This is a genomic window from Bradyrhizobium sp. 6(2017) (genome assembly GCF_011058295.2).
Lineage (GTDB): Bacteria > Pseudomonadota > Alphaproteobacteria > Rhizobiales > Xanthobacteraceae > Bradyrhizobium > Bradyrhizobium septentrionale.
Genome location: NZ_CP049289.2, coordinates 6,961,649 through 6,979,526, shown reverse-complemented (window position 1 = coordinate 6,979,526; position 17,878 = coordinate 6,961,649). Strand labels below are relative to the sequence as shown.

The 17,878-nt window shown below is 64.1% G+C and carries 14 protein-coding genes, 1 tRNA gene and 1 pseudogene; 15 read left to right on the top strand and 1 reads right to left on the bottom strand.

Annotated features, from left to right (window positions below; genetic code table 11):
• Nucleotides 1–276 precede the first annotated feature (276 nt).
• The 10 genes and pseudogenes from G6P99_RS33080 to G6P99_RS33035 all read left to right on the top strand — a co-directional run bounded on the left by G6P99_RS33080 (nucleotide 277) and on the right by G6P99_RS33035 (nucleotide 8,715).
• Nucleotides 277–849 (top strand): TRAP transporter small permease, encoded by a 573-nt coding sequence (locus G6P99_RS33080; protein ID WP_029082598.1) that lies wholly within the window; start codon nucleotides 277–279, stop codon nucleotides 847–849.
• The gene (locus G6P99_RS33075; protein WP_029082597.1) at nucleotides 849–2,132 is read left to right on the top strand and encodes a TRAP transporter large permease; all 1,284 of its coding nucleotides are present in this window, start codon (nucleotides 849–851) and stop codon (nucleotides 2,130–2,132) included. Before G6P99_RS33080 ends, G6P99_RS33075 begins: the two co-directional genes overlap by 1 nt.
• A 159-nt stretch (nucleotides 2,133–2,291) precedes the next feature.
• Nucleotides 2,292–2,885 carry a Spy/CpxP family protein refolding chaperone gene (locus tag G6P99_RS33070; RefSeq protein ID WP_165124998.1) on the top strand — a complete coding sequence of 198 codons (594 nt, stop codon included), beginning with the start codon at nucleotides 2,292–2,294 and terminating at the stop codon, nucleotides 2,883–2,885.
• 175 nt (nucleotides 2,886–3,060) lie between these two features.
• Nucleotides 3,061–3,136 (top strand) — tRNA-Lys (locus G6P99_RS33065).
• A 477-nt stretch (nucleotides 3,137–3,613) separates the two neighbouring features.
• Nucleotides 3,614–4,036, top strand: a complete 423-nt coding sequence (locus G6P99_RS33060) for a hypothetical protein (protein ID WP_029080098.1) — start codon at nucleotides 3,614–3,616, stop codon at nucleotides 4,034–4,036.
• Between the two features lie 10 nt (nucleotides 4,037–4,046).
• Nucleotides 4,047–4,304, top strand: a pseudogene (locus G6P99_RS33055) (helix-turn-helix domain-containing protein); the annotation flags it as partial.
• Nucleotides 4,305–4,569: 265 nt separating this feature from the next.
• On the top strand, nucleotides 4,570–5,820 hold the full coding sequence (locus tag G6P99_RS33050) for an acetyl-CoA C-acetyltransferase (protein ID WP_165124995.1): 1,251 nt from the start codon (nucleotides 4,570–4,572) through the stop codon (nucleotides 5,818–5,820).
• 18 nt (nucleotides 5,821–5,838) lie between these two features.
• Complete coding sequence (locus tag G6P99_RS33045; RefSeq protein WP_029080095.1) at nucleotides 5,839–6,621, top strand: SDR family NAD(P)-dependent oxidoreductase; 783 nt, start codon at nucleotides 5,839–5,841, stop codon at nucleotides 6,619–6,621.
• A gap of 22 nt (nucleotides 6,622–6,643) precedes the next feature.
• Nucleotides 6,644–7,411, top strand: a complete 768-nt coding sequence (locus G6P99_RS33040) for a crotonase/enoyl-CoA hydratase family protein (RefSeq protein WP_029080094.1) — start codon at nucleotides 6,644–6,646, stop codon at nucleotides 7,409–7,411.
• A gap of 143 nt (nucleotides 7,412–7,554) precedes the next feature.
• Nucleotides 7,555–8,715: an acyl-CoA dehydrogenase family protein gene (locus G6P99_RS33035; RefSeq protein WP_029080093.1), complete on the top strand. Its 1,161-nt coding sequence runs from the start codon at nucleotides 7,555–7,557 to the stop codon at nucleotides 8,713–8,715.
• A 39-nt stretch (nucleotides 8,716–8,754) separates the two neighbouring features.
• Here G6P99_RS33035 and G6P99_RS33030 read toward each other — a convergent pair whose 3' ends face one another.
• Nucleotides 8,755–9,432 (bottom strand): GntR family transcriptional regulator, encoded by a 678-nt coding sequence (locus G6P99_RS33030; RefSeq protein WP_035976586.1) that lies wholly within the window; start codon nucleotides 9,430–9,432, stop codon nucleotides 8,755–8,757.
• Between the two features lie 142 nt (nucleotides 9,433–9,574).
• Between G6P99_RS33030 and G6P99_RS33025 the strand changes: the two genes are divergently transcribed.
• The 5 genes from G6P99_RS33025 to G6P99_RS33005 all read left to right on the top strand — a co-directional run bounded on the left by G6P99_RS33025 (nucleotide 9,575) and on the right by G6P99_RS33005 (nucleotide 17,799).
• Nucleotides 9,575–12,976: a molybdopterin-dependent oxidoreductase gene (locus tag G6P99_RS33025; RefSeq protein ID WP_029080092.1), complete on the top strand. Its 3,402-nt coding sequence runs from the start codon at nucleotides 9,575–9,577 to the stop codon at nucleotides 12,974–12,976.
• A 54-nt stretch (nucleotides 12,977–13,030) separates the two neighbouring features.
• Complete coding sequence (locus G6P99_RS33020; protein WP_051346136.1) at nucleotides 13,031–14,485, top strand: short-chain fatty acid transporter; 1,455 nt, start codon at nucleotides 13,031–13,033, stop codon at nucleotides 14,483–14,485.
• A 374-nt stretch (nucleotides 14,486–14,859) separates the two neighbouring features.
• On the top strand, nucleotides 14,860–15,108 hold the full coding sequence (locus G6P99_RS33015) for a hypothetical protein (protein WP_029080090.1): 249 nt from the start codon (nucleotides 14,860–14,862) through the stop codon (nucleotides 15,106–15,108).
• 24 nt (nucleotides 15,109–15,132) lie between these two features.
• Nucleotides 15,133–16,086 carry an aliphatic sulfonate ABC transporter substrate-binding protein gene (locus G6P99_RS33010; protein WP_029080089.1) on the top strand — a complete coding sequence of 318 codons (954 nt, stop codon included), beginning with the start codon at nucleotides 15,133–15,135 and terminating at the stop codon, nucleotides 16,084–16,086.
• Between the two features lie 537 nt (nucleotides 16,087–16,623).
• The gene (locus G6P99_RS33005) at nucleotides 16,624–17,799 is read left to right on the top strand and encodes a calcium-binding protein (RefSeq protein WP_165124992.1); all 1,176 of its coding nucleotides are present in this window, start codon (nucleotides 16,624–16,626) and stop codon (nucleotides 17,797–17,799) included.
• Nucleotides 17,800–17,878 lie beyond the last annotated feature (79 nt).

Genomic DNA, 17,878 nt, shown 5'->3' with positions numbered 1-17,878 from the left:
ATTAGCCGCCAAGAAGGCGGTGCGCTCCCTCTCCCGCTTGCGGGGGAGGGCTGGGGTGGGGCATCGCCGCGAGTCATTCTGGTGGAGAGAGCCCCCACCCGCATTGCATCTTCGATGCAATGCGACCTCCCCCGCAAGCGGGAGAGGTGAAGGGAGTTTGCGGATCGGTCTCTCGACCGAGAACCGTCAGGTAATCGAATAAACGCCGCGGCCGTGCGAGGCCGCGGCCTGGGTGCCGTGGCCGGTCGCCGCATCAGGCCATGACAGGGGAGATCAATGCTGCTGAAAATTCTGGACCGGCTCGAGGAAATCATCATCGCGAGCCTGATGGGCGCCGCGACGCTCTTGACCTTCATCACGGTCGTGCACCGCTTTCTGGTCGACGTGCCGGTGCTGTATCCGTACCTGTTCGGCATCAATCTCGCCTGGTCGCAGGAACTCTGCATCTACATGTTCATCTGGATGGCGAAGTTCGGCGCGGCCTATGGCGTGCGCGCCGGCGTCCATGTCGGCGTCGACGTCCTGATCAACCGCCTCAATGATTTCTGGCGCAAGCGCACCATCATGTTCGGCCTGCTCGGCGGCGCGCTGTTCACCGGGATCGTCGGCACCATGGGCGCCAAGTTCGTGTTCGAACTGATGCATACCGACCAGGTCTCGCCCGATCTCGAGATCCCGAGCTGGATCGTCTACGCCTGCATCCCGCTCGGCTCCTACCTGATGTGCTTCCGCTTCCTGCAGGTGTGCTGGAACTATTGGTGGACCAACGAGCTGCCGCACCATGACGCCTCCCATGTCGACGGCGTCGAGACCAGCAAGAATGCGCCGATCGCGCTTGGAGAAGCGTGATGAGCGCCGCCCTTATTTTCGGACTGCTGTTTGCCCTGATGCTGACGGGCATGCCGATCTCGATTTCGCTCGGCCTGACCGTGCTGACCTTCCTGTTCACGATGACCGAGGTGCCGATCGAGAGCGTCGGCCTGAAGCTGTTTTCCGGCCTCGACAATTTCGGCATCATGGCGATCCCGTTCTTCATCCTGGCCGGCACCTTCCTGACCCGCGGCGGCGTCGCGCGGCGCATGATCGCGTTCACGACCTCGCTGGTCGGCCATCTGCCCGGCGGCCTCGGGCTTGCCGGTGTCGCGGCCTGCGCGATGTTCGCGGCGATCTCGGGCTCGAGCGTCGCCACCGTGGTCGCGATCGGCTCGATCATGATGCCGGCGATGGTCGATCACGGCTATCCGAAGCGGTTCGGCGTCGGCGTGATCTCGACCTCGGGTGCGCTCGGCATCCTGGTGCCGCCCTCGATCATCCTGGTGCTGTACGGCGTCTCGACCAACACCTCGATCGGCGCGCTGTTCATGGCCGGCATCGTGCCGGGCGTGGTGCTGGCATTGATGCTGGCCGCGGTGACCTTCTTCGTCGCGCGGCGCAACGGTTATCCGAAGATGCCGAAGGCGACGATCGGCCAGCAGTTCACGGCGTTCCGTGAAAGCATCTGGGGCCTCTCGCTGATCGCGATCGTGCTCGGCGGCATCTATGGCGGCGTCTTCACGCCGACCGAAGCGGCTGCGGTCGCCGCGACCTACGCCTTCTTCATCACCGTGTTCGTCTACAAGGAGCTAAAACTCTCCGAGGTGCCGAAGGTGCTGCTGCAGGCGGCGAGCATGAGCTCGATGCTGCTCTACATCATCACCAACGCGGTGCTGTTCTCGTTCCTGATGACGCATGAGCAGATCCCGCAGGAGATGGCGGCCTGGATCATCGACAAGAACTTCTCGGTCTGGATGTTCCTGCTGGTCGTCAACGTCATCCTGCTGCTCGCCGGCAACGTGATGGATCCGTCGTCGATCCTCCTGATCATGGCGCCGATCCTGTTTCCGCTGGCGACCAAGCTCGGCGTGCATCCCGTGCATCTGGGCATCCTGATGATCGTCAACACCGAGGTCGGGCTGTGCCATCCGCCGGTCGGGCTCAACCTCTACATCGCGAGCAGCATCGCCAAGATGGGCATCAGCGAGATCACCATCTCGGTGCTGCCGTGGTTGTGCGCGATGCTGGTGTTCCTCGGCCTGATCACCTACGTGCCGGAGATCTCGCTGTGGCTGCCGCGGCTGTTGGGAATGATTTAGCGACAACAAGAAATCCAAAGCGCGACCTCGCGCTCTGGATGTTTCTGGCGGGCAAAGAAGGGGATTACATCTTGGTAAGAGAGGTCTCTCTGTCCAATCCGTAAGTTGAAGGCGTGGGCAGGGCGCATCATCTTCGAGCAACCTTCAAAGGAGGTTCGTATGAAGAAAGTTCTGCTCGCCGGCGTCGCGGCGCTCACGATTGCCGGTTCGACCGTGGTCTATGCCCAGCATCGTCCCTGGTTCCACGGCCATATGCGGATGAGCCCCGAGGACCGGGCCGCCTTCCTCGACGCGCGGATCGCCGCCGTCCACGCCGGGCTGAAGCTGACGGCGGATCAGGAGAAGCTGTGGCCGCCGGTCGAGGCCGCGGTGCGCGACTTCGCCAAGGCGCGGCTCGATCGCGCCAATGCGCGGATGGCCGCGGAGAAGGCCGACGCGGACAAGGCTGAGAACAAGGCCGCGAAGCCGGACGATCCGGTCGCCCGTCTGCGCGACCGCGCCGACAACATGGCGGCGACCGCGACGTCGCTGAAGAAGATCGCCGACGCCGCCGACCCGCTCTACAAGACGCTCGACGACAACCAGAAGCGGCGGCTGACGATGCTCACCCACATGGAGGGGCGCGGCTTCGGCGCCGAGGGCTGGCGCCGCCACCGCCTCGAGCGCGGCATGGACCGCTGGGAACGCGGCGGCCGCGACCACCATTTCGACCGTGACGACGGTCCGGATCAGGAGCGCTCCGGCCGGCTCTGAGAGCCGTTCACCGGGCTCTTCACCAAGCTACTGAAAGGCCGCTGGAATCCGGCGGCCTTTCGGCTGTGAGGAGGGCTGGTAAAAGTCGGGAAAAGTTGCGCCCATTTGCTGGACATCGGGGAATCGCTTTGCTAAACGACCGCTCTCTTGCGAGGGTCATTTCCGGACAAGTTCCGGGCGCATAGCTCAGTTGGTAGAGCAGCTGACTCTTAATCAGCGGGTCCCAGGTTCGAGCCCTGGTGCGCCCACCAAGCTTTCATAGCTTAGGTTCGCCCTCGTAACGGTCATTCCGACCAGCGGTCGTGTCTATTCCGGCAACGCCCGCGCGCGTTTGCTCCGCTTCCCAGTCCGATCTCAATTTGCGTGCGTCTGCGTTTCGCATGAGCCTGCCATTGTCGCGCCGACCGATTGCGGCCGGCGGCACCTCATTCCGCGATAGCTCCTGCATCATGCGTCGGAGCATGCCCGCTATTGCGGGGACTTTCGCAGACGTTCTGCTCGATCACTGTTCGGCGTCGGCGCAGCTTGAAGAAAGTTCGTCACGCCGGGCTCGTGGTCACCGCTCCGACGAAGCCGGCCGCGAGCGGGTGGAGCGATGTGTAAGGCGCTGGGCGAGGGGCAGGCGCGCGCCGAAGGACGGTTGACAGCGAGGCCCGCCCATCTTAATCAGCCAATCAACTAATTAATCATTTAATTAAGGCAGAAACCCTAGGGAAAGAATCCGCCTGATGCTGGCCGGCCAAAGATATCCGAAGCTGCTTGCCCCGTTCGGTGGCGGCTTCGCTCGGCTGGAACACCACGCGCTCACGGATTCCATGCAGACCGGCCTCGAACGGGCCGAGGCGGCCTTGTCTGGCAGGCGGCATTCCTTGCTGAGCCTGCGGCGGCACGGTGTCGGCACAATCGACGCGGGCGCCATTCCGCCGAATGACACCGGCGACCGCGCCAAACCGTCGATCCCGGAACAAGCTGACCAGCACCCCTGCGATCACCGACGCGGGCGTACCCCGATCCTTGCCGTCAAATCCTGCATGCGTGTCCGCTCGCGCGTGGGCCGCGCCACGTTGCGCGCCCGACGGCGACGTCGCGGATCGGCGCCTTCTGCTCGAATCAGCGTGGGCTTTGTTCACCCGTACGAAAATGAGGATTGAGGCGTAAACGATGGGACGTCGATCTGAAGTACTGATGGCGCAAGAGACGGCCGGCACGGACAATCGACGCGTGATACAGGTGGTATCGCGCGCATTCGACATCGTGCGTTGCTTCGAGGGTCGAAGCATGCGCCTCGGCAATCGCGAGATCGCCGATCGCTGCGGGCTTCCGCGATCGACGGTCTCTCGTCTCACATTGACCCTCACCCAGATCGGTCAATTGATCTATCTGCCGCACGAGCAGAAATATGCTCTGGCTCCCGACGCCAACACGGCCGGCGCCCCGTTGCTCGCGGAGGGTTGCGACAGGCCGGCCTGTGCCGAAGAGCGAGTACTCCCGGACGCGCAAGCATCGATGCCGCGGGGGACGAGCTCGCGCTTCGAGTACTTCGAAGACCAGCGCAACTCGGTTGCCGGGCCGCTTGCGGCGACGCCACCTTACCGCTGACGCTTCGGCCTGTTCCGAGGCGGAATGACCGGGACCATCGCCACGAGCCCACAGTCACGAAACATCTGAAACGAAGGGGAAACGCATGTCTGAAGCATATATCATCGACGCTGTTCGCACGCCGCGGGGCATCGGCAAGCCGGGCAAGGGTGCGCTGTCGCACCTGCACCCGCAGCAACTGGCAGCAACGGTGCTCGGCGCGCTCAAGCAGCGCAACAAGCTCGATACGTCGACCGTCGACGACATCATCTGGTCGACGTCGACCCAGGAAGGCAAGCAGGGCGGCGATCTCGGACGGATGTCGGCGCTCGCGGCCGGATACGACATCAACGCCAGCGGCACGACGCTGGATCGTTTCTGCGGCGGCGGCATCACGTCGGTGAACCTTGCGGCGGCGTCGGTGATGTCGGGAATGGAGGATTGCGTCATCGCCGGTGGCACCGAGATGATGAGCTATCAACAGACCCTCGCAGCCGAGCGCTCCAAGGCCGGACAGCCGGCGCGGATGATGGGTTCGGGCAATCCGGCGCTTGACGAAATTCACCCGCAGTCTCACCAGGGCGTGTGCGGCGACGCGATCGCCACGCGTGAGGGGATCAGCCGGGAGGCCTGCGATGCCCTTGCCCTGGTCAGCCAGCAGCGCGCCAAGCGGGCGATTGATGAAGGCCGCTTCGCCAAGTCGGTCATCCCCGTGCTCAACGACGACGGCAGCGTCGCCCTCAATCGCGAAGAATTCCCGCGCCCCGAGACCACTGCCGAAGGACTGGCATCGCTGAAGCCGAGCTTCGAGCAGCTTGCCGATTTCGATCTCGGCAACGGGGTGACATTCAAGAAGCAGATCCAGCGCCGCTATCCGGACCTCGACTGGAAGGGCGTGCATCATGCCGGCAACAGCTCCGGCGTGGTGGACGGCGCCGCCGCGGTGCTGATCACCTCGAAGGAATATGCCGAGAAGCACGGCCTCAAGCCGCGCGGCCGCATCGTGGCCTATGCCAACCAGGGAGACGACCCGACGCTGATGCTCAACGCGCCGGTTCCGGCGGCCAAGAAGGTTCTCGCCAAGGCCGGCCTGAGCAAGGACGACATCGACGTCTGGGAGATCAACGAGGCCTTCGCGGTCGTCGCCGAGAAATTCATCCGCGACCTCAAGCTGGATCGCGAGAAGGTCAACATCAACGGCGGCTCGATCGCGCTCGGCCACCCGATCGGCGCGACCGGATCGATCCTGATCGGTACGGCGCTCGACGAACTCGAGCGCAGCGGCGGACGTTACGGTCTCGTCACCATGTGTGCCGCCGGCGGCATGGCGCCGGCCATCATCATCGAACGCATCTGAGCTCGAAAGGAACCTGCAATGAAACTCGATTCATCGGTCGCCGCCGTCGTCACCGGCGGCGCTTCCGGCCTCGGCGCAGCTACCTCGCGGGCGCTCGCCGCGAAAGGCGTGAAAGTCGCGATCTTCGACTTCAACGAGGAGAAGGGTGAAGCCATCGCCAGGGAAATCGGCGGCGTGTTCTGCAAGGTCGATGTCACCTCCGACGGGCAGGTCGATGCGGGCTTCGCCAAGGCCCGCGCGGCGCACGGCCAGGAGCGCATCCTGGTGAACTGTGCAGGCACCGGCAACGCGGTGAAGACCGCCGGCCGGGACAAGAAGACCGGCGAACCTACTCACTTCCCGATCGACGCCTTCAACCGCATCATCCAGATCAACCTCGTCGGCACCTTCCGCTGCATCGCCAAGTCGGCGCAGGGCATGCTGTCGCTGACGCCGCTGGAGCACGGCGAGCGCGGCGCGGTCGTCAATACGGCGTCCGTCGCGGCCGAGGACGGCCAGATGGGGCAGGCCGCCTATTCGGCCTCGAAGGCCGGCGTCGTCGGCATGACCCTGCCGATCGCGCGCGACCTGATGGCCGAGGGCATCCGCGTCAACACCATCCTGCCGGGCATCTTCAACACGCCGCTGCTGCAGGGCGCTCCGGAGAACGTGAAGGCCGCGCTCAGCGCGTCGGTGCCGTTCCCGAAGCGTCTCGGCATGCCGGAGGAATATGCGCAGCTGGCGCTGACCATGATCACCAACGGCTACTTCAACGGTGAAGACGTTCGCCTCGATGGTGCCATCCGCATGGCCCCGCGCTAGGTGACTACAGGAGACGAAAGCGATGTCCGAAGAAACGCCGGTCCTCACTGAAGTCCGCGGACCGATACTGATCATCACCCTGAACCGGCCGGAAGCCAAGAACGCGGCCAATCTCGCCCTCTCCAAGGGCGTGGCTGCGGCGATCGACCGGCTCGACGCCGACGATGCCCTTGGCGTCGGCATCATCACCGGCGCCGGCGGCACGTTCTGCTCGGGCATGGACCTCAAGGGGTTCCTGAAGGGCGAGCGGCCGTCGATCCCCGGCCGTGGCTTTGCCGGCCTCACCGAGGCGCCGCCGAAGAAGCCGCTGATTGCGGCCGTCGACGGCTATGCGCTCGCCGGCGGGATGGAGATCGCGCTGTCGTGCGACATGATCGTCGCGAACGGCAACGCCAAGTTCGGGATCCCTGAGGTGAAGCGCGGGCTGGCCGCTGCGGCCGGCGGGCTGATCCGCATGCCGCGCCAGATGCCCATTCGCGTGGCGATGGAGTTCGCACTGACCGGCGAGTTCTTCGGCGCCGAGCGCGCCTACGAACTCGGCATCATCAACCGCGTGACCGATGGCCCCGCGCTCGACGCCGCGCTTGAGCTTGCGGCAGCGATCGGCGCCAACGGCCCGCTCGCGGTCAAGGCATCCAAGCAGGTGATCGTCGAATCCCGGCTCTGGCCGGAAGACCAGATGTGGAAGAGGCAACAGGAGATCGTCGGTCCTGTCTTCGTATCCGAGGATGCCCGCGAGGGCGCGGCGGCCTTTGCAGAAAAGCGCGCGCCGAACTGGAAGGGCAAGTAAGCCATCGACTGTTTCGGTAACGGAGCGCCGGTTTTGATTGAATCAGAACCGGCGCTCCGAATTTTTACGCCGGCCGGTGTCCACGTCGCTTCTTCACGCGAACCGGTGCCCACTTCGCTCGAAAACGCTCTATTGGGGGAATGATGCGCAGCTTTACCGAAGATCAGGTCATTTTCCGCGACTCCTACCGGAAGTTCCTCGCCGGCGAGATCGCGCCCCATATGGAGGAGTGGCGAGAGGCCGGCATCGTCGACCGCAACGCGTTCAAGAAGGCCGGCGACCTCGGCTTCCTGATGATCTGGCCTGAGGAAAAATACGGCGGCATGGGCGACGCTGACTTCCGCTATGAGCAGATCATCATCGAGGAGACCGCGCGCTCCGGCTGCAAGGGCTGGTACAACACGCTGCACAGCCGCCTGGTTGGCTCTTATTTCAAGCGCTTCGGCACCGAGGAGCAGCGTGATCGATTCCTGCCCAAATGCGTCAGCGGCGAGACGATCCTGGCGATCGCGATGACCGAGCCCGGCGCGGGCTCAGACCTCGCGGGCATGCGCACGATGGCGGAGGACAAGGGCGATCATTTTCTGCTCAACGGCTCGAAGACCTATATTTCCAACGGCATCAATTCCGACGTGGTGATCGTGGCCGCCAGGCTCGCCGGTGCCGAGAAGAAGCATGCCATGGTGCTGCTGATCGTCGAGCGCGGCATGGAAGGCTTCGAGCGCGGCCGCAATCTCAAGAAGATGGGCATGCCGGCGCAGGACACCGCCGAACTTTTCTTCCACAATGTGAAGGTGCCCAAGGCCAACGTGCTGGGAGAACCGGGCAGGGGCTTCTACTATCTCATGGAAGGCCTTGCGGAGGAGCGGCTAATCTCCGCGGTCGGATCGATCGCCAATGGCCGCAAGGCGTTCGACATCACGCGTGCCTACGTGATGGAACGCAAGCTGTTCGGAAGGCCTCTCGCCGAACAACAGAATACCCAGTTCCGCATGGCGGAGATGGATGCGGAAATCGATCTGGTGCAGGTCTATGTCGATCACTGCGTGGCCGAGCACAATGCCGGACGCCTGACCAGCAATATGGGCGCCAAGGCCAAGATGATGTCGTCGGAAGTCGAGTGGAAGATGCTCGACCTCGGCGTGCAGCTGCATGGCGGTGCAGGATACATGGATGAATATCCGATCAGCCGCATGTTCACCGACGCGCGCGTCAATCGGATCCTGGCGGGAAGCTCCGAAGTGATGCGGCTCATCATCGGCCGTGATGTCTTCTCGGAGCATTACAAGAGCATTCTGGATTAGCCGATCGCCGCCGCGATCAGCTATCTGCCTCGCTCCGCGTCAGCCGCGCGCCTGGCGCAGCGGCTCGCGCACGTGCTCCTTCGAGCGCAGCAGCGCATCGACGAAGATCGGCTCCCAGGAGCGGATGTGGCTGCGCAGCAGGGTCGGTAGCGCCTCGGTCTCGCCGGCGAGCGCGAGTTCGATCAGCCGGTAATGCTCGGGCACCGACGCCAGCTGCCGCTCGTGGCCCGCGCGGGAGCTGATGCCGTAGAGCCGCATCTTGTCGCGTAGGCCCATCACCATGTCGGTCAAGAGCTCGTTGCCGGCTGCTGCGATGAACTCACGATGATAGTTGCGGTCGGCTTCCAGATAGAGCTGGACGTCGTCGTTCTCGACGGCCCTGGCGATCTGGTCAGCCCAGCCGCGCACCGCCGGAAGATCCCGCGGGGGATTGGCGGCGACCAGCACGGCGGCGTGCAACTCCAGCACCTCGCGCATGTCGAACAGATTGCGCAGCTCGGTCAGCGTCGGCTCCACCACCTTGAAGCCGCGGTTGCGCATCGGCTCGACCAGGCCGCCGCGGCTGAGCTCGAGCAGCGCCTCGCGCACCGGCGTCGAGGAGACGCCGAGGCTCGCGGCGAGGCTAGGCACCGAATACATCGTGCCCGGGAGGCTCTGCCCTGAAATGATCTCGGCGCGCACCCGCTGCAGCACCTGTTCGCGCAAATTCTGGTCCATGGGTGGTCGTGGTCGCCTCTCGCTCCGAGCTCCGATTCGTCCCTGATTATTACTTAGCCTTGACGAGGGCGGTAGCGTATGACGTAAATGTGTAACGCGTTACTAAGATGCGTCACTAGGGGTGACTGATCGTGAGATGGCGGTGAAACAGCGTCTGCCCGGCTATTGCACGCTTTGCCGCTCGCGCTGCGGTGCCGTCACCGTGGTCGAGGACGGGCGTCTTGTCGGCGTAGAGGTATTAAATAACCACCCGACCGGCGGCGCGCTTTGCGCCAAGGGCCGGGCCGCCCCCGAAATCGTCGCCAGCCCGCGCCGCCTGACCGTGCCGCTGAAGCGGACCCGTCCGCGCGGTGCCGCCGATCCGGGCTGGGTCGAGGTGTCCTGGGACGAGGCGTTGACCGAGATCGCCGACCGGCTCGGCACGATCCGCGCCGAGAGCGGTGCCGAAGCCGTCGCATTCGGCGTCACCACGCCGAGCGGCACGCCGATGGTCGATAGCTTCGAGTGGGTCGAGCGCTTCATCCGCGGCTTCGGCAGCCCCAATTTGATCTATGCGGTCGAGATCTGCGGCTGGCACAAGGACTACGCGCATGCGTTGACCTTCGGCCGCGGCATCGGCTTTCCCGATTACGACAACGCCGATGCCATCATCTTGTGGGGCCACAATCCGGCCCGCACCTGGCTCGCCCAGGCGACGCGGATTGCGGACGCGCGGCGGCGCGGCGCCAAGGTCGTGGTGGTCGATCCGAAGCCGAACGGCTCGGGTCAGCAGGCCGATCTCTGGCTGCGCATCCGCCCGGGCGCCGACGGCGCGCTCGCGATGGGCGCGATCCGTCATCTCATCGCGAGCGGCAGCTTCGATGCTGAATTCGTCAACGCATGGACCAATGGATCGCTGCTGGTCGATCGCGCGACCGGCCGTTTCCTGCGCGCCGACGCGCTGTGGCCGGATGGCGCGGCGGACGCCTTCGTTCGTCTCGATGCGTCGGGCGCGCCGGTGCCCTGCGACACAAGCCACGCGCCGGAGAGCGGCGGCCGGCTGCGTGGCGCGCTATCGATCCGTGCGCGCGACGGCCGGATGATATCGGCGGCAACCGCGTTCGAATTGCTGGCCGAGCGCGTTGCGCCTTACACGCCGGCGCACGTGGCGGAATTGACCTGGCTACGTACCGAAGATGTCGACGCGTTCAACGCGTTGCTCGAGGGCCGGCCGCGGCTCGCCTATCACTCCTGGACCGGTGTCGGCCAGCACACCAACGCCACCGCGATCGAGCGCGCGATCGCAACGCTGTACGCGCTGACCGGCGCCTGCGATCGGCCCGGCGGCAATCGCTGGCCGGTACCGCCGCCGACCCGCGCCCTCAACGACTACAACATCCTGCCGCCGGAGCAGCAGGCCAAAGCGCTCGGCATTGGCGAACTGCCGCTCGGCCCGCCGGCGAAGGGCTGGATCACGGCGCGCGACTTCAGCCGGGCTGTGCTCGACGGCGAGCCTTACCGGGTGCGCGCGCTGGTCGCGTTCGGCACCAACTTCGTGGTCTCGCAGGGCCATTCCGAGCGCAACCGTGCGGCGCTGAATGCGCTGGAATTCCAGGTTCATATCGACATGTTCATGAACCCGACCGCGGAGAGCGCCGATTTCGTGCTGCCGGCTAGCACGCCGTGGGAACGCGACGCGCTCAAGATCGGGTTCGAGATCACGCAGGAAGCTGTCGAGACCGTGCAGTTTCGCCCGCGCATGGTCGAACCGGTGGGCGCGGTGAAGGCCGATTACGAGATCGCCGCGGCGCTCGCGCTGAAGCTCGGCATGGGCGAACTGTTCTTCGGTGGCGACATCAAGGCCGGCTGGAATTATCAGCTGGCGCCGCTCGGCGTCGGCGTCGATGAGCTGCGCGCGCATCCTGAGGGACGCCGCTTCCCGCAAACCTTCCGCAATGAAAAATACGCCGTCGCGCGCGACGACGGAACGGTGGCGGGATTTGCGACGCCGACGCGACGCGTCGAGATCTATTCGGAGCTGATGCTGGGGCACGGGTACGATCCCTTGCCCGATCATGTCGAGCCGGTCGGCAGCCCGCTCACCAGTGCCGCGGATGAGCGCTTTCCGCTGGTGCTCTCTACCGCCAAGAGCGGCTGGTTCGTCCACTCCTCCTATCGGCATGTGGCCTCGCTGCGGCGAAAGTCACCGGATCCGGCCGTCGAGATCAGCCCGCAACTCGCCGAGCGGCGCGGGCTGCTGGAAGGCGACTGGGCCGTGGTGGAGACCCAGGGCGGTGCCGTACGCCTGAAGGTGCGTCTCAATGCGGCGCTCGACGATCGCGTCGTCGTCGCCGAATTCGGCTGGTGGGAGGATTGTCCGCCGCTCGGCCGCGATCGCTCCACGACGGCAGGTATCCGCACGCGCAATATCAACGCAGTGCTGCACGACGATGCGCGCGATCCCGTCAGCGGTTCCGTGCCGCTGCGCGCGATCGTCTGCGACATCAGGCGCGACGCCGATGCAAGCCGTGGCGTCTGGAGCGGCCGGCGGCGCTTCGTGGTTGGCGAGCGCCGGGCCGAGGCCGACAACGTGGTCGCGCTCAGCCTGCGGCCGCTTGACGGTGGTCCGCTGCCCGACTTCCTGCCGGGCCAGCACGTGATGATTTCGCTGCCTGGCGCAGCGGAGGCGCGGGCCTATTCGCTGACCGGATCGCGCGAACTGTCGCAAGCGTTGTCAATTGCGGTGAAGGGGCGCTTCTTCGACGAAGCACGGCGCGGCGATGCGCCGTTCTTCATGCCGGATCGTCTGCACAGTCTCGCGGTCGGAGATGAGGTTCTGCTGGAGCCGCCGGGCGGCATCTTCACGCCGCCATTGAAGGGGCCGCGGCCGCTGATCTTCCTCGCCGCCGGCATCGGCATCACGCCATTCGTCAGCCATCTCGAGACGCTGCAACACATTGCGCCGGATGATCGTGTCGGCGAGATCCTGCTGCTGCACGGCTGCCGCAGCAGCCGTGAGCATCCGTTCGCGCAGCGGCTCACGGAGCTGGAAGCCTGTACACCAGGGCTGAAGCGCCGGACGTTCTATTCGGCACCGCTCGCGCAGGACCCGGTCGGTTCGCATTCGCAGCGCAAGGGACGGCTTGATCTCGAACAGGTCAAGCGGCTGTCGACGCGTCGGCCGCTGGTCTACATCTGCGGCTCGCCGGATTTCGTCGCGGCGCAGATCGCGGCTGTGACGGCGTTCGGTATCCCGCGCTTCGACATCTTCGCCGAAAGCTTCGTGTCGCCGCCCGCGGTGCCAGGCAATCTTGCGCCGCGCACCGTCCGGCTGGCCAGCAGCAAGCAGAGCTTTTCCTGGGCACCGGAGCAAGGGACGCTGCTCGACGCTGCCAGTGCGGCGGGCGTCGCGTTGCCGAGTGGCTGTCGCGTCGGGCAATGCGAAAGCTGTGCGGTCGAGGTCGTCGATGGCGAGTTCACCCATCTCGGGCCTGTCGATGCAAGCGAGGGACAATGCCTTGCCTGCCAGGCGGTCCCTCTGACCGACCTCACGCTCGCGGTTTGATGATCAAATCACACTGAAGGCTGTCACCGCATCACCGGTAGGGGGACGAGATTAATGACCAATGCAACGCATGACCAAACCGTGAGCCTGCGAAAACCTGTCGCTGATAACATCATCGCGCGATTTTCGCAGGCCCTGGTGGCGTTCGCGGAGCGCTGGTTTCCGGATGCCTATGTCTTCGTCCTGATCGCGGTGATTGCGGTTGCCGTCGGTGCGATCCTGCATGGCGGCTCGCCGCTAGCGGTCAGTCGCGCGTTCGGCGACGGGTTCTGGAATTTGATTCCCTTCACGATGCAGATGGCGCTGGTCGCGATCGGCGGCTATGTCGTGGCGATGTCGCCGCCGGTGGCGGCCGTGCTTGCGCGGCTGGCGAGCGTGCCGAAGACCGGGCGCGGCGCGGTGGTCTTTGTCGGCGTGCTCAGCATCTTTCTCTCGCTGCTGAACTGGGGTCTCAGCCTGATCTTTTCCGGCTTGCTGGTGCGGGAGATCGCTCGGCGCACCGACATCCGGCTCGACTATCGGGCGGCCGGCGCGGCCGGCTATCTCGGGCTCGGCTGTGGCTTCACCCTCGGCATCACCTCGTCGGCTGCGCAGCTCCAGGCCAATGCCGGCAGCATTCCGGCGTCGCTTCTGCCGATCACCGGGGTGATCGGTTTCTCGGAAACCATTTTGACCTGGCAGAACATGGTCACCGTCGTGATGGTGACCGTCGTCTCGGCCACGATCTGCTATTTCACGACGCCGGCGCCCGAGCAGGCGAAGACGGCGGAAGACCTCGGCGTTGCGCTCGGCGATGACCGGATCGAGGCCAGGAAGCCGGCCCGTCCGGGCGACTGGCTCGAGTTCAGTCCGCTGCTAACAATCCTGATCGCGCTGCTTGCCGCCGGCTGGCTATGGCAGACGTTTCAGTCCGGCAATCCGCTGATCACGCTGTCGGGGCTCAACACCTACAATTTCGTTTTCCTCATTCTCGGCATCGTGCTGCACTGGCGCCCGCGCAGCCTGATCGAATCCTTCTCCAAGGCAATGCCGAGCGTCTCCGGCGTGCTGCTGCAGTTTCCGTTCTATGCCGGAATCGCGCAGATCCTGACCAAGGTGCCGAACAGCAGCGGCACCACGCTGTCGGACACGATCGCGCACTGGTTCGTCGGCGCCTCCAGCAATTCCACCGTGTTCTCGTTCCTGGTCGGAATCTATTCGGCGCTGCTCGGCTTCTTCGTGCCGTCGGCGGGCGGAAAGTGGATCATCGAGGCGCCCTATATCATGAAGGCGGCCAACGATATCGGCGCGCATCTCGGCTGGACGGTGATGGTCTACAACATCGCCGAGACCCTGCCGAACTTCATCAATCCGTTCTGGATGCTGCCGCTGCTCGGCATTCTCGGCCTGAAGTCGAAGGATCTGATCGGCTACACCTCGGTGCAGTTCTTCATCCATTTCCCGATCGTGATGCTGCTGGCGGCAATCCTGATGGCGACCTTCAGCTATCACCCGCCGATCCTGCCTTGAGGAATCACGGCCGGGCACCATAGCGCTCGGCGCCCGGCCGTCGCTCCGCCACTTCGGCGGTCCGCAACCGTCATCACCAAATCTGTGCTGTTTTTCTGCCCGTCGCGAATGGATGCATCGCGCCGGGCGGTCAACTTTGGACAGCCATTTCATTGACCGCCGCGCGCTTCGGCTGGACATTGATGCGCGCTATCCCGCGTTGTTCAAGGCCACCGCAATGAGACATGATGACCGCAGCCTGATGTGCGACATGCGAAGCCGCATGCAGCATCGCTGCGTCTCGGCGGCGACCGGCGTCTGTTGTTGATCGCTTCGACAAACCCAAAGCCAGCGACAATCAGACAGGAGCGCCGCCATTCGGCGATTGAGCACGCATGTCCCAAACCCAAAAATCCCAGGCCCAAAAGTCCCAGGCCTATGTCATCGAAGTATCGGATCGCACCGCGGGTATCGTTGTCGGCGACAAAAGCGGTTTCTGCTTCTTCTCCTCGGATCGCGCCTTTGACGGCCTCGATGGCGGCTATTTCGGCTCCGCGCGGGCCGCGGAGCGCGCGGTGAGGGCGCCGTTGCAGCAGCGACGTCAGGCCCGCAGCCGGCCGTCATCGAGCTCAGGCAATATCTGAAAGGCAACCTTTGAAAGGACGGTCATGAAGACCAGACGTAGCATCCTTGCAGTCGCGTTGGTGTTGTCAGCATTTGCGGCCGTGCCGGCGCGGGCCGACGACAAGCCGGCGGAGATACGCATCGGCACGCAGAAGGGCGGCTTGTTTCCCGCCGTCCGCCAGCGGCATACGGTCGAGGACGCGTTCAAGCCGCTCGGCATTGAGGTCAAGTGGATCGACTTCCAGTTCGGGCCGCCGCTGCTCGAGGCGATCAATGTCGGCAGTGTCGATTTCGGCTTTGTCGGCGATACGCCGCCGATCTTCGCGCAGGCTGGCGCAGCCAACATCCGATACGTCGCGGCGGTGACCTCGGACGGCAACAATCAGGCGATCATTGTGCCGGCGGGCTCTCCCGTCAAAACGCTGGCCGACCTCAAGGGCAAGCGCGTTGCGTTCGGCAAGGGGTCGAGCGCGCATAACCTGCTGGTCGCGGCGCTCGAGAAAGCGGGCCTCAGCTGGAACGAGATCACGCCGACGCCGCTTGCGCCCGCGGACGCGACCGTCGCCTTCTCCAGAGGCATCGTCGACGCGTGGTCGATCTGGGATCCGTATCTGGCATTGGCGGAGATCAAGGACAAGGTGCGCGTCATCGCCTTCGATAAGGACGTGCACAAGCCGAACGCATTCTACATCGCGGGATCGGACTTTGTTGCGAAATATCCGTCCGTCGTTGCGAAGCTCAACTCGCTCTTCGCGGCCGAAGGAAAATGGGCGACTGACCACCGCGAGGAGGTGGCCCGCGCGCAAGCCGAGGCGACCGGCGTCGACATCGAGGCTATCAGGCGCTTCGTTGCGCGCTCGAACTACCAGGTGGTGCCGGTCGATGCCGAGATCGTCCGGAGCCAGCAGGCGATTGCCGATCGGTTCAAAGGGATCGGGCTCATTCCAAAATCGATCAACGTATCGGATATCGTCTGGAAGTGGATACCCGGCTCGTGAACGAGTGCGCTCGGAGATCACGCTCATATATCGAGCCAAAGCGCGATGACGATTCAACCTCATGTCAGCGCGCGTTGGCCAGATGCGTGTCGTCGAACATCAGTGACATCTGACACACATCGTCTCGTGACCTGTCTCACACTTCGCTAGACGTCGGAGGCGGCGTGAGCAGGAGACTTCGTTCATCGTCAAACTTCACCAGCATTTGATGGCGAAGCGATCAGCCACGAACGGTCGTGCGCGTCGCCGGAACTGAGCGACTGGTCGCGATCGCGTTGCCAGCAAGCGCATGCGATCGTTCGGCTATCGATCCATTCTGAAATTCAAACCGTCGAACAATCGGACTCGAACGATCGATCTGCGGTCGCGCGGGGCCGTAAGGTCAGCGTCAGCTTCGACAACTAGCCTTCTGCGCGGCGCGCGTAATTTCATGCGGCACGCGTTGCCATTCTCGCCCACGCATTTTTCCGTGGTGAAAAAGTATCACATCCAGAAATACGAGCCTGTCCGTCCGCGCGTAAATGAAAGGACGAAGAGATGCCAGTTTTTTATGGCGATAGCACCAATCAAGATATTGAACCTGCCTCGGGCTACGACACATTGTTCGGCGGTCAGGGTAACGACGAGCTTTCGTCGAGCGTTGTGGGCTTCGACGTCATCTATGGCGGCCAGGGCAGCGACTATCTCTGGTATGAATGGAGCAGCACTGCCTGGGGCGACATCTACGGCGGAACCGGCAACGACTGGATCCAGGGCGGAAACTCCACGACCAACATTCAGCACGAGTTTGGCGGCACCGGAAATGCCATCATCGAAGATGACGGCACCAGTACAACCCAAAGGCACATGTTGTTCGGCGGCTCCGGGACGGACGGTCTCTACGGCGCGTTCGGCAACGACACGTTCTTCGGCGGTTCCGGCAATGACAACGGAGCCAGCATTACGGTTGCGGTAGCTTCCGGTTTCTCTCACACCGCCAATTCAGGCCTGTATGGCGGCGACGGCAACGACGTGTTCTACGCCGGTACGGGCAACGATCTGATCGAAGCCGGCAACGGGACCGACCTGTTCTATAGCGGCTCCGGCGACTCCACGATGTATGGCGGCAATGGCAACGATATCTATGTCGGCGGCGAGGGAGAGAGCCTTGAGATTGGCCATGGCACCGCGACGTCGCTGGACTACTTCTACCTTTCCAGCGGCGAGGGCTCGGAAGCGTTCGGCGGCACCGCGGGCGAAGACGTCTTCATCGCCGGTCCGAACGGATCGGTCATGATCGGCGAGGGCGCCAACGACGTCATGTACGGTGCTGCCGGCGGCAACAACTACTTCTATGGCGGCACCGGCAACGGCGAGTTCTTCGGTGGCAGCGGAGTCGACGACATGATCGGCGGCTCCGGCAACGACTATTTCGATGGCGGCACCGGCGTGAACTATTACTTCGGAGGCGATGGCGGCGCACCGGGTAGCGGCATCGGCACTGATACCTTCAACGTCAGCCTTGGCGGCATCGACGTCGTGCAGGACTGGACGGAAGGCAAGGACACCGTACAACTCAACGGCTCCGGGTTCCAATCCTTCTCCGATGTCCTGTCGCACTCCTACCAGAACGGCGCATACTTTGTGGTTCAGGTCGATCCTGACACTGCAGTGTGGCTGAACGGTGCGACGGCTGCTTCCGTCAGCGCAAGTGACTTCAAGATCGTGAGCTGAAGTCTCCCGGCAGAGGGCGGCTGCGTTGCCACCCTCTGCCGTTGTTTGGCGGCAGAGCGAGGTTACTGCAACGAGAGCA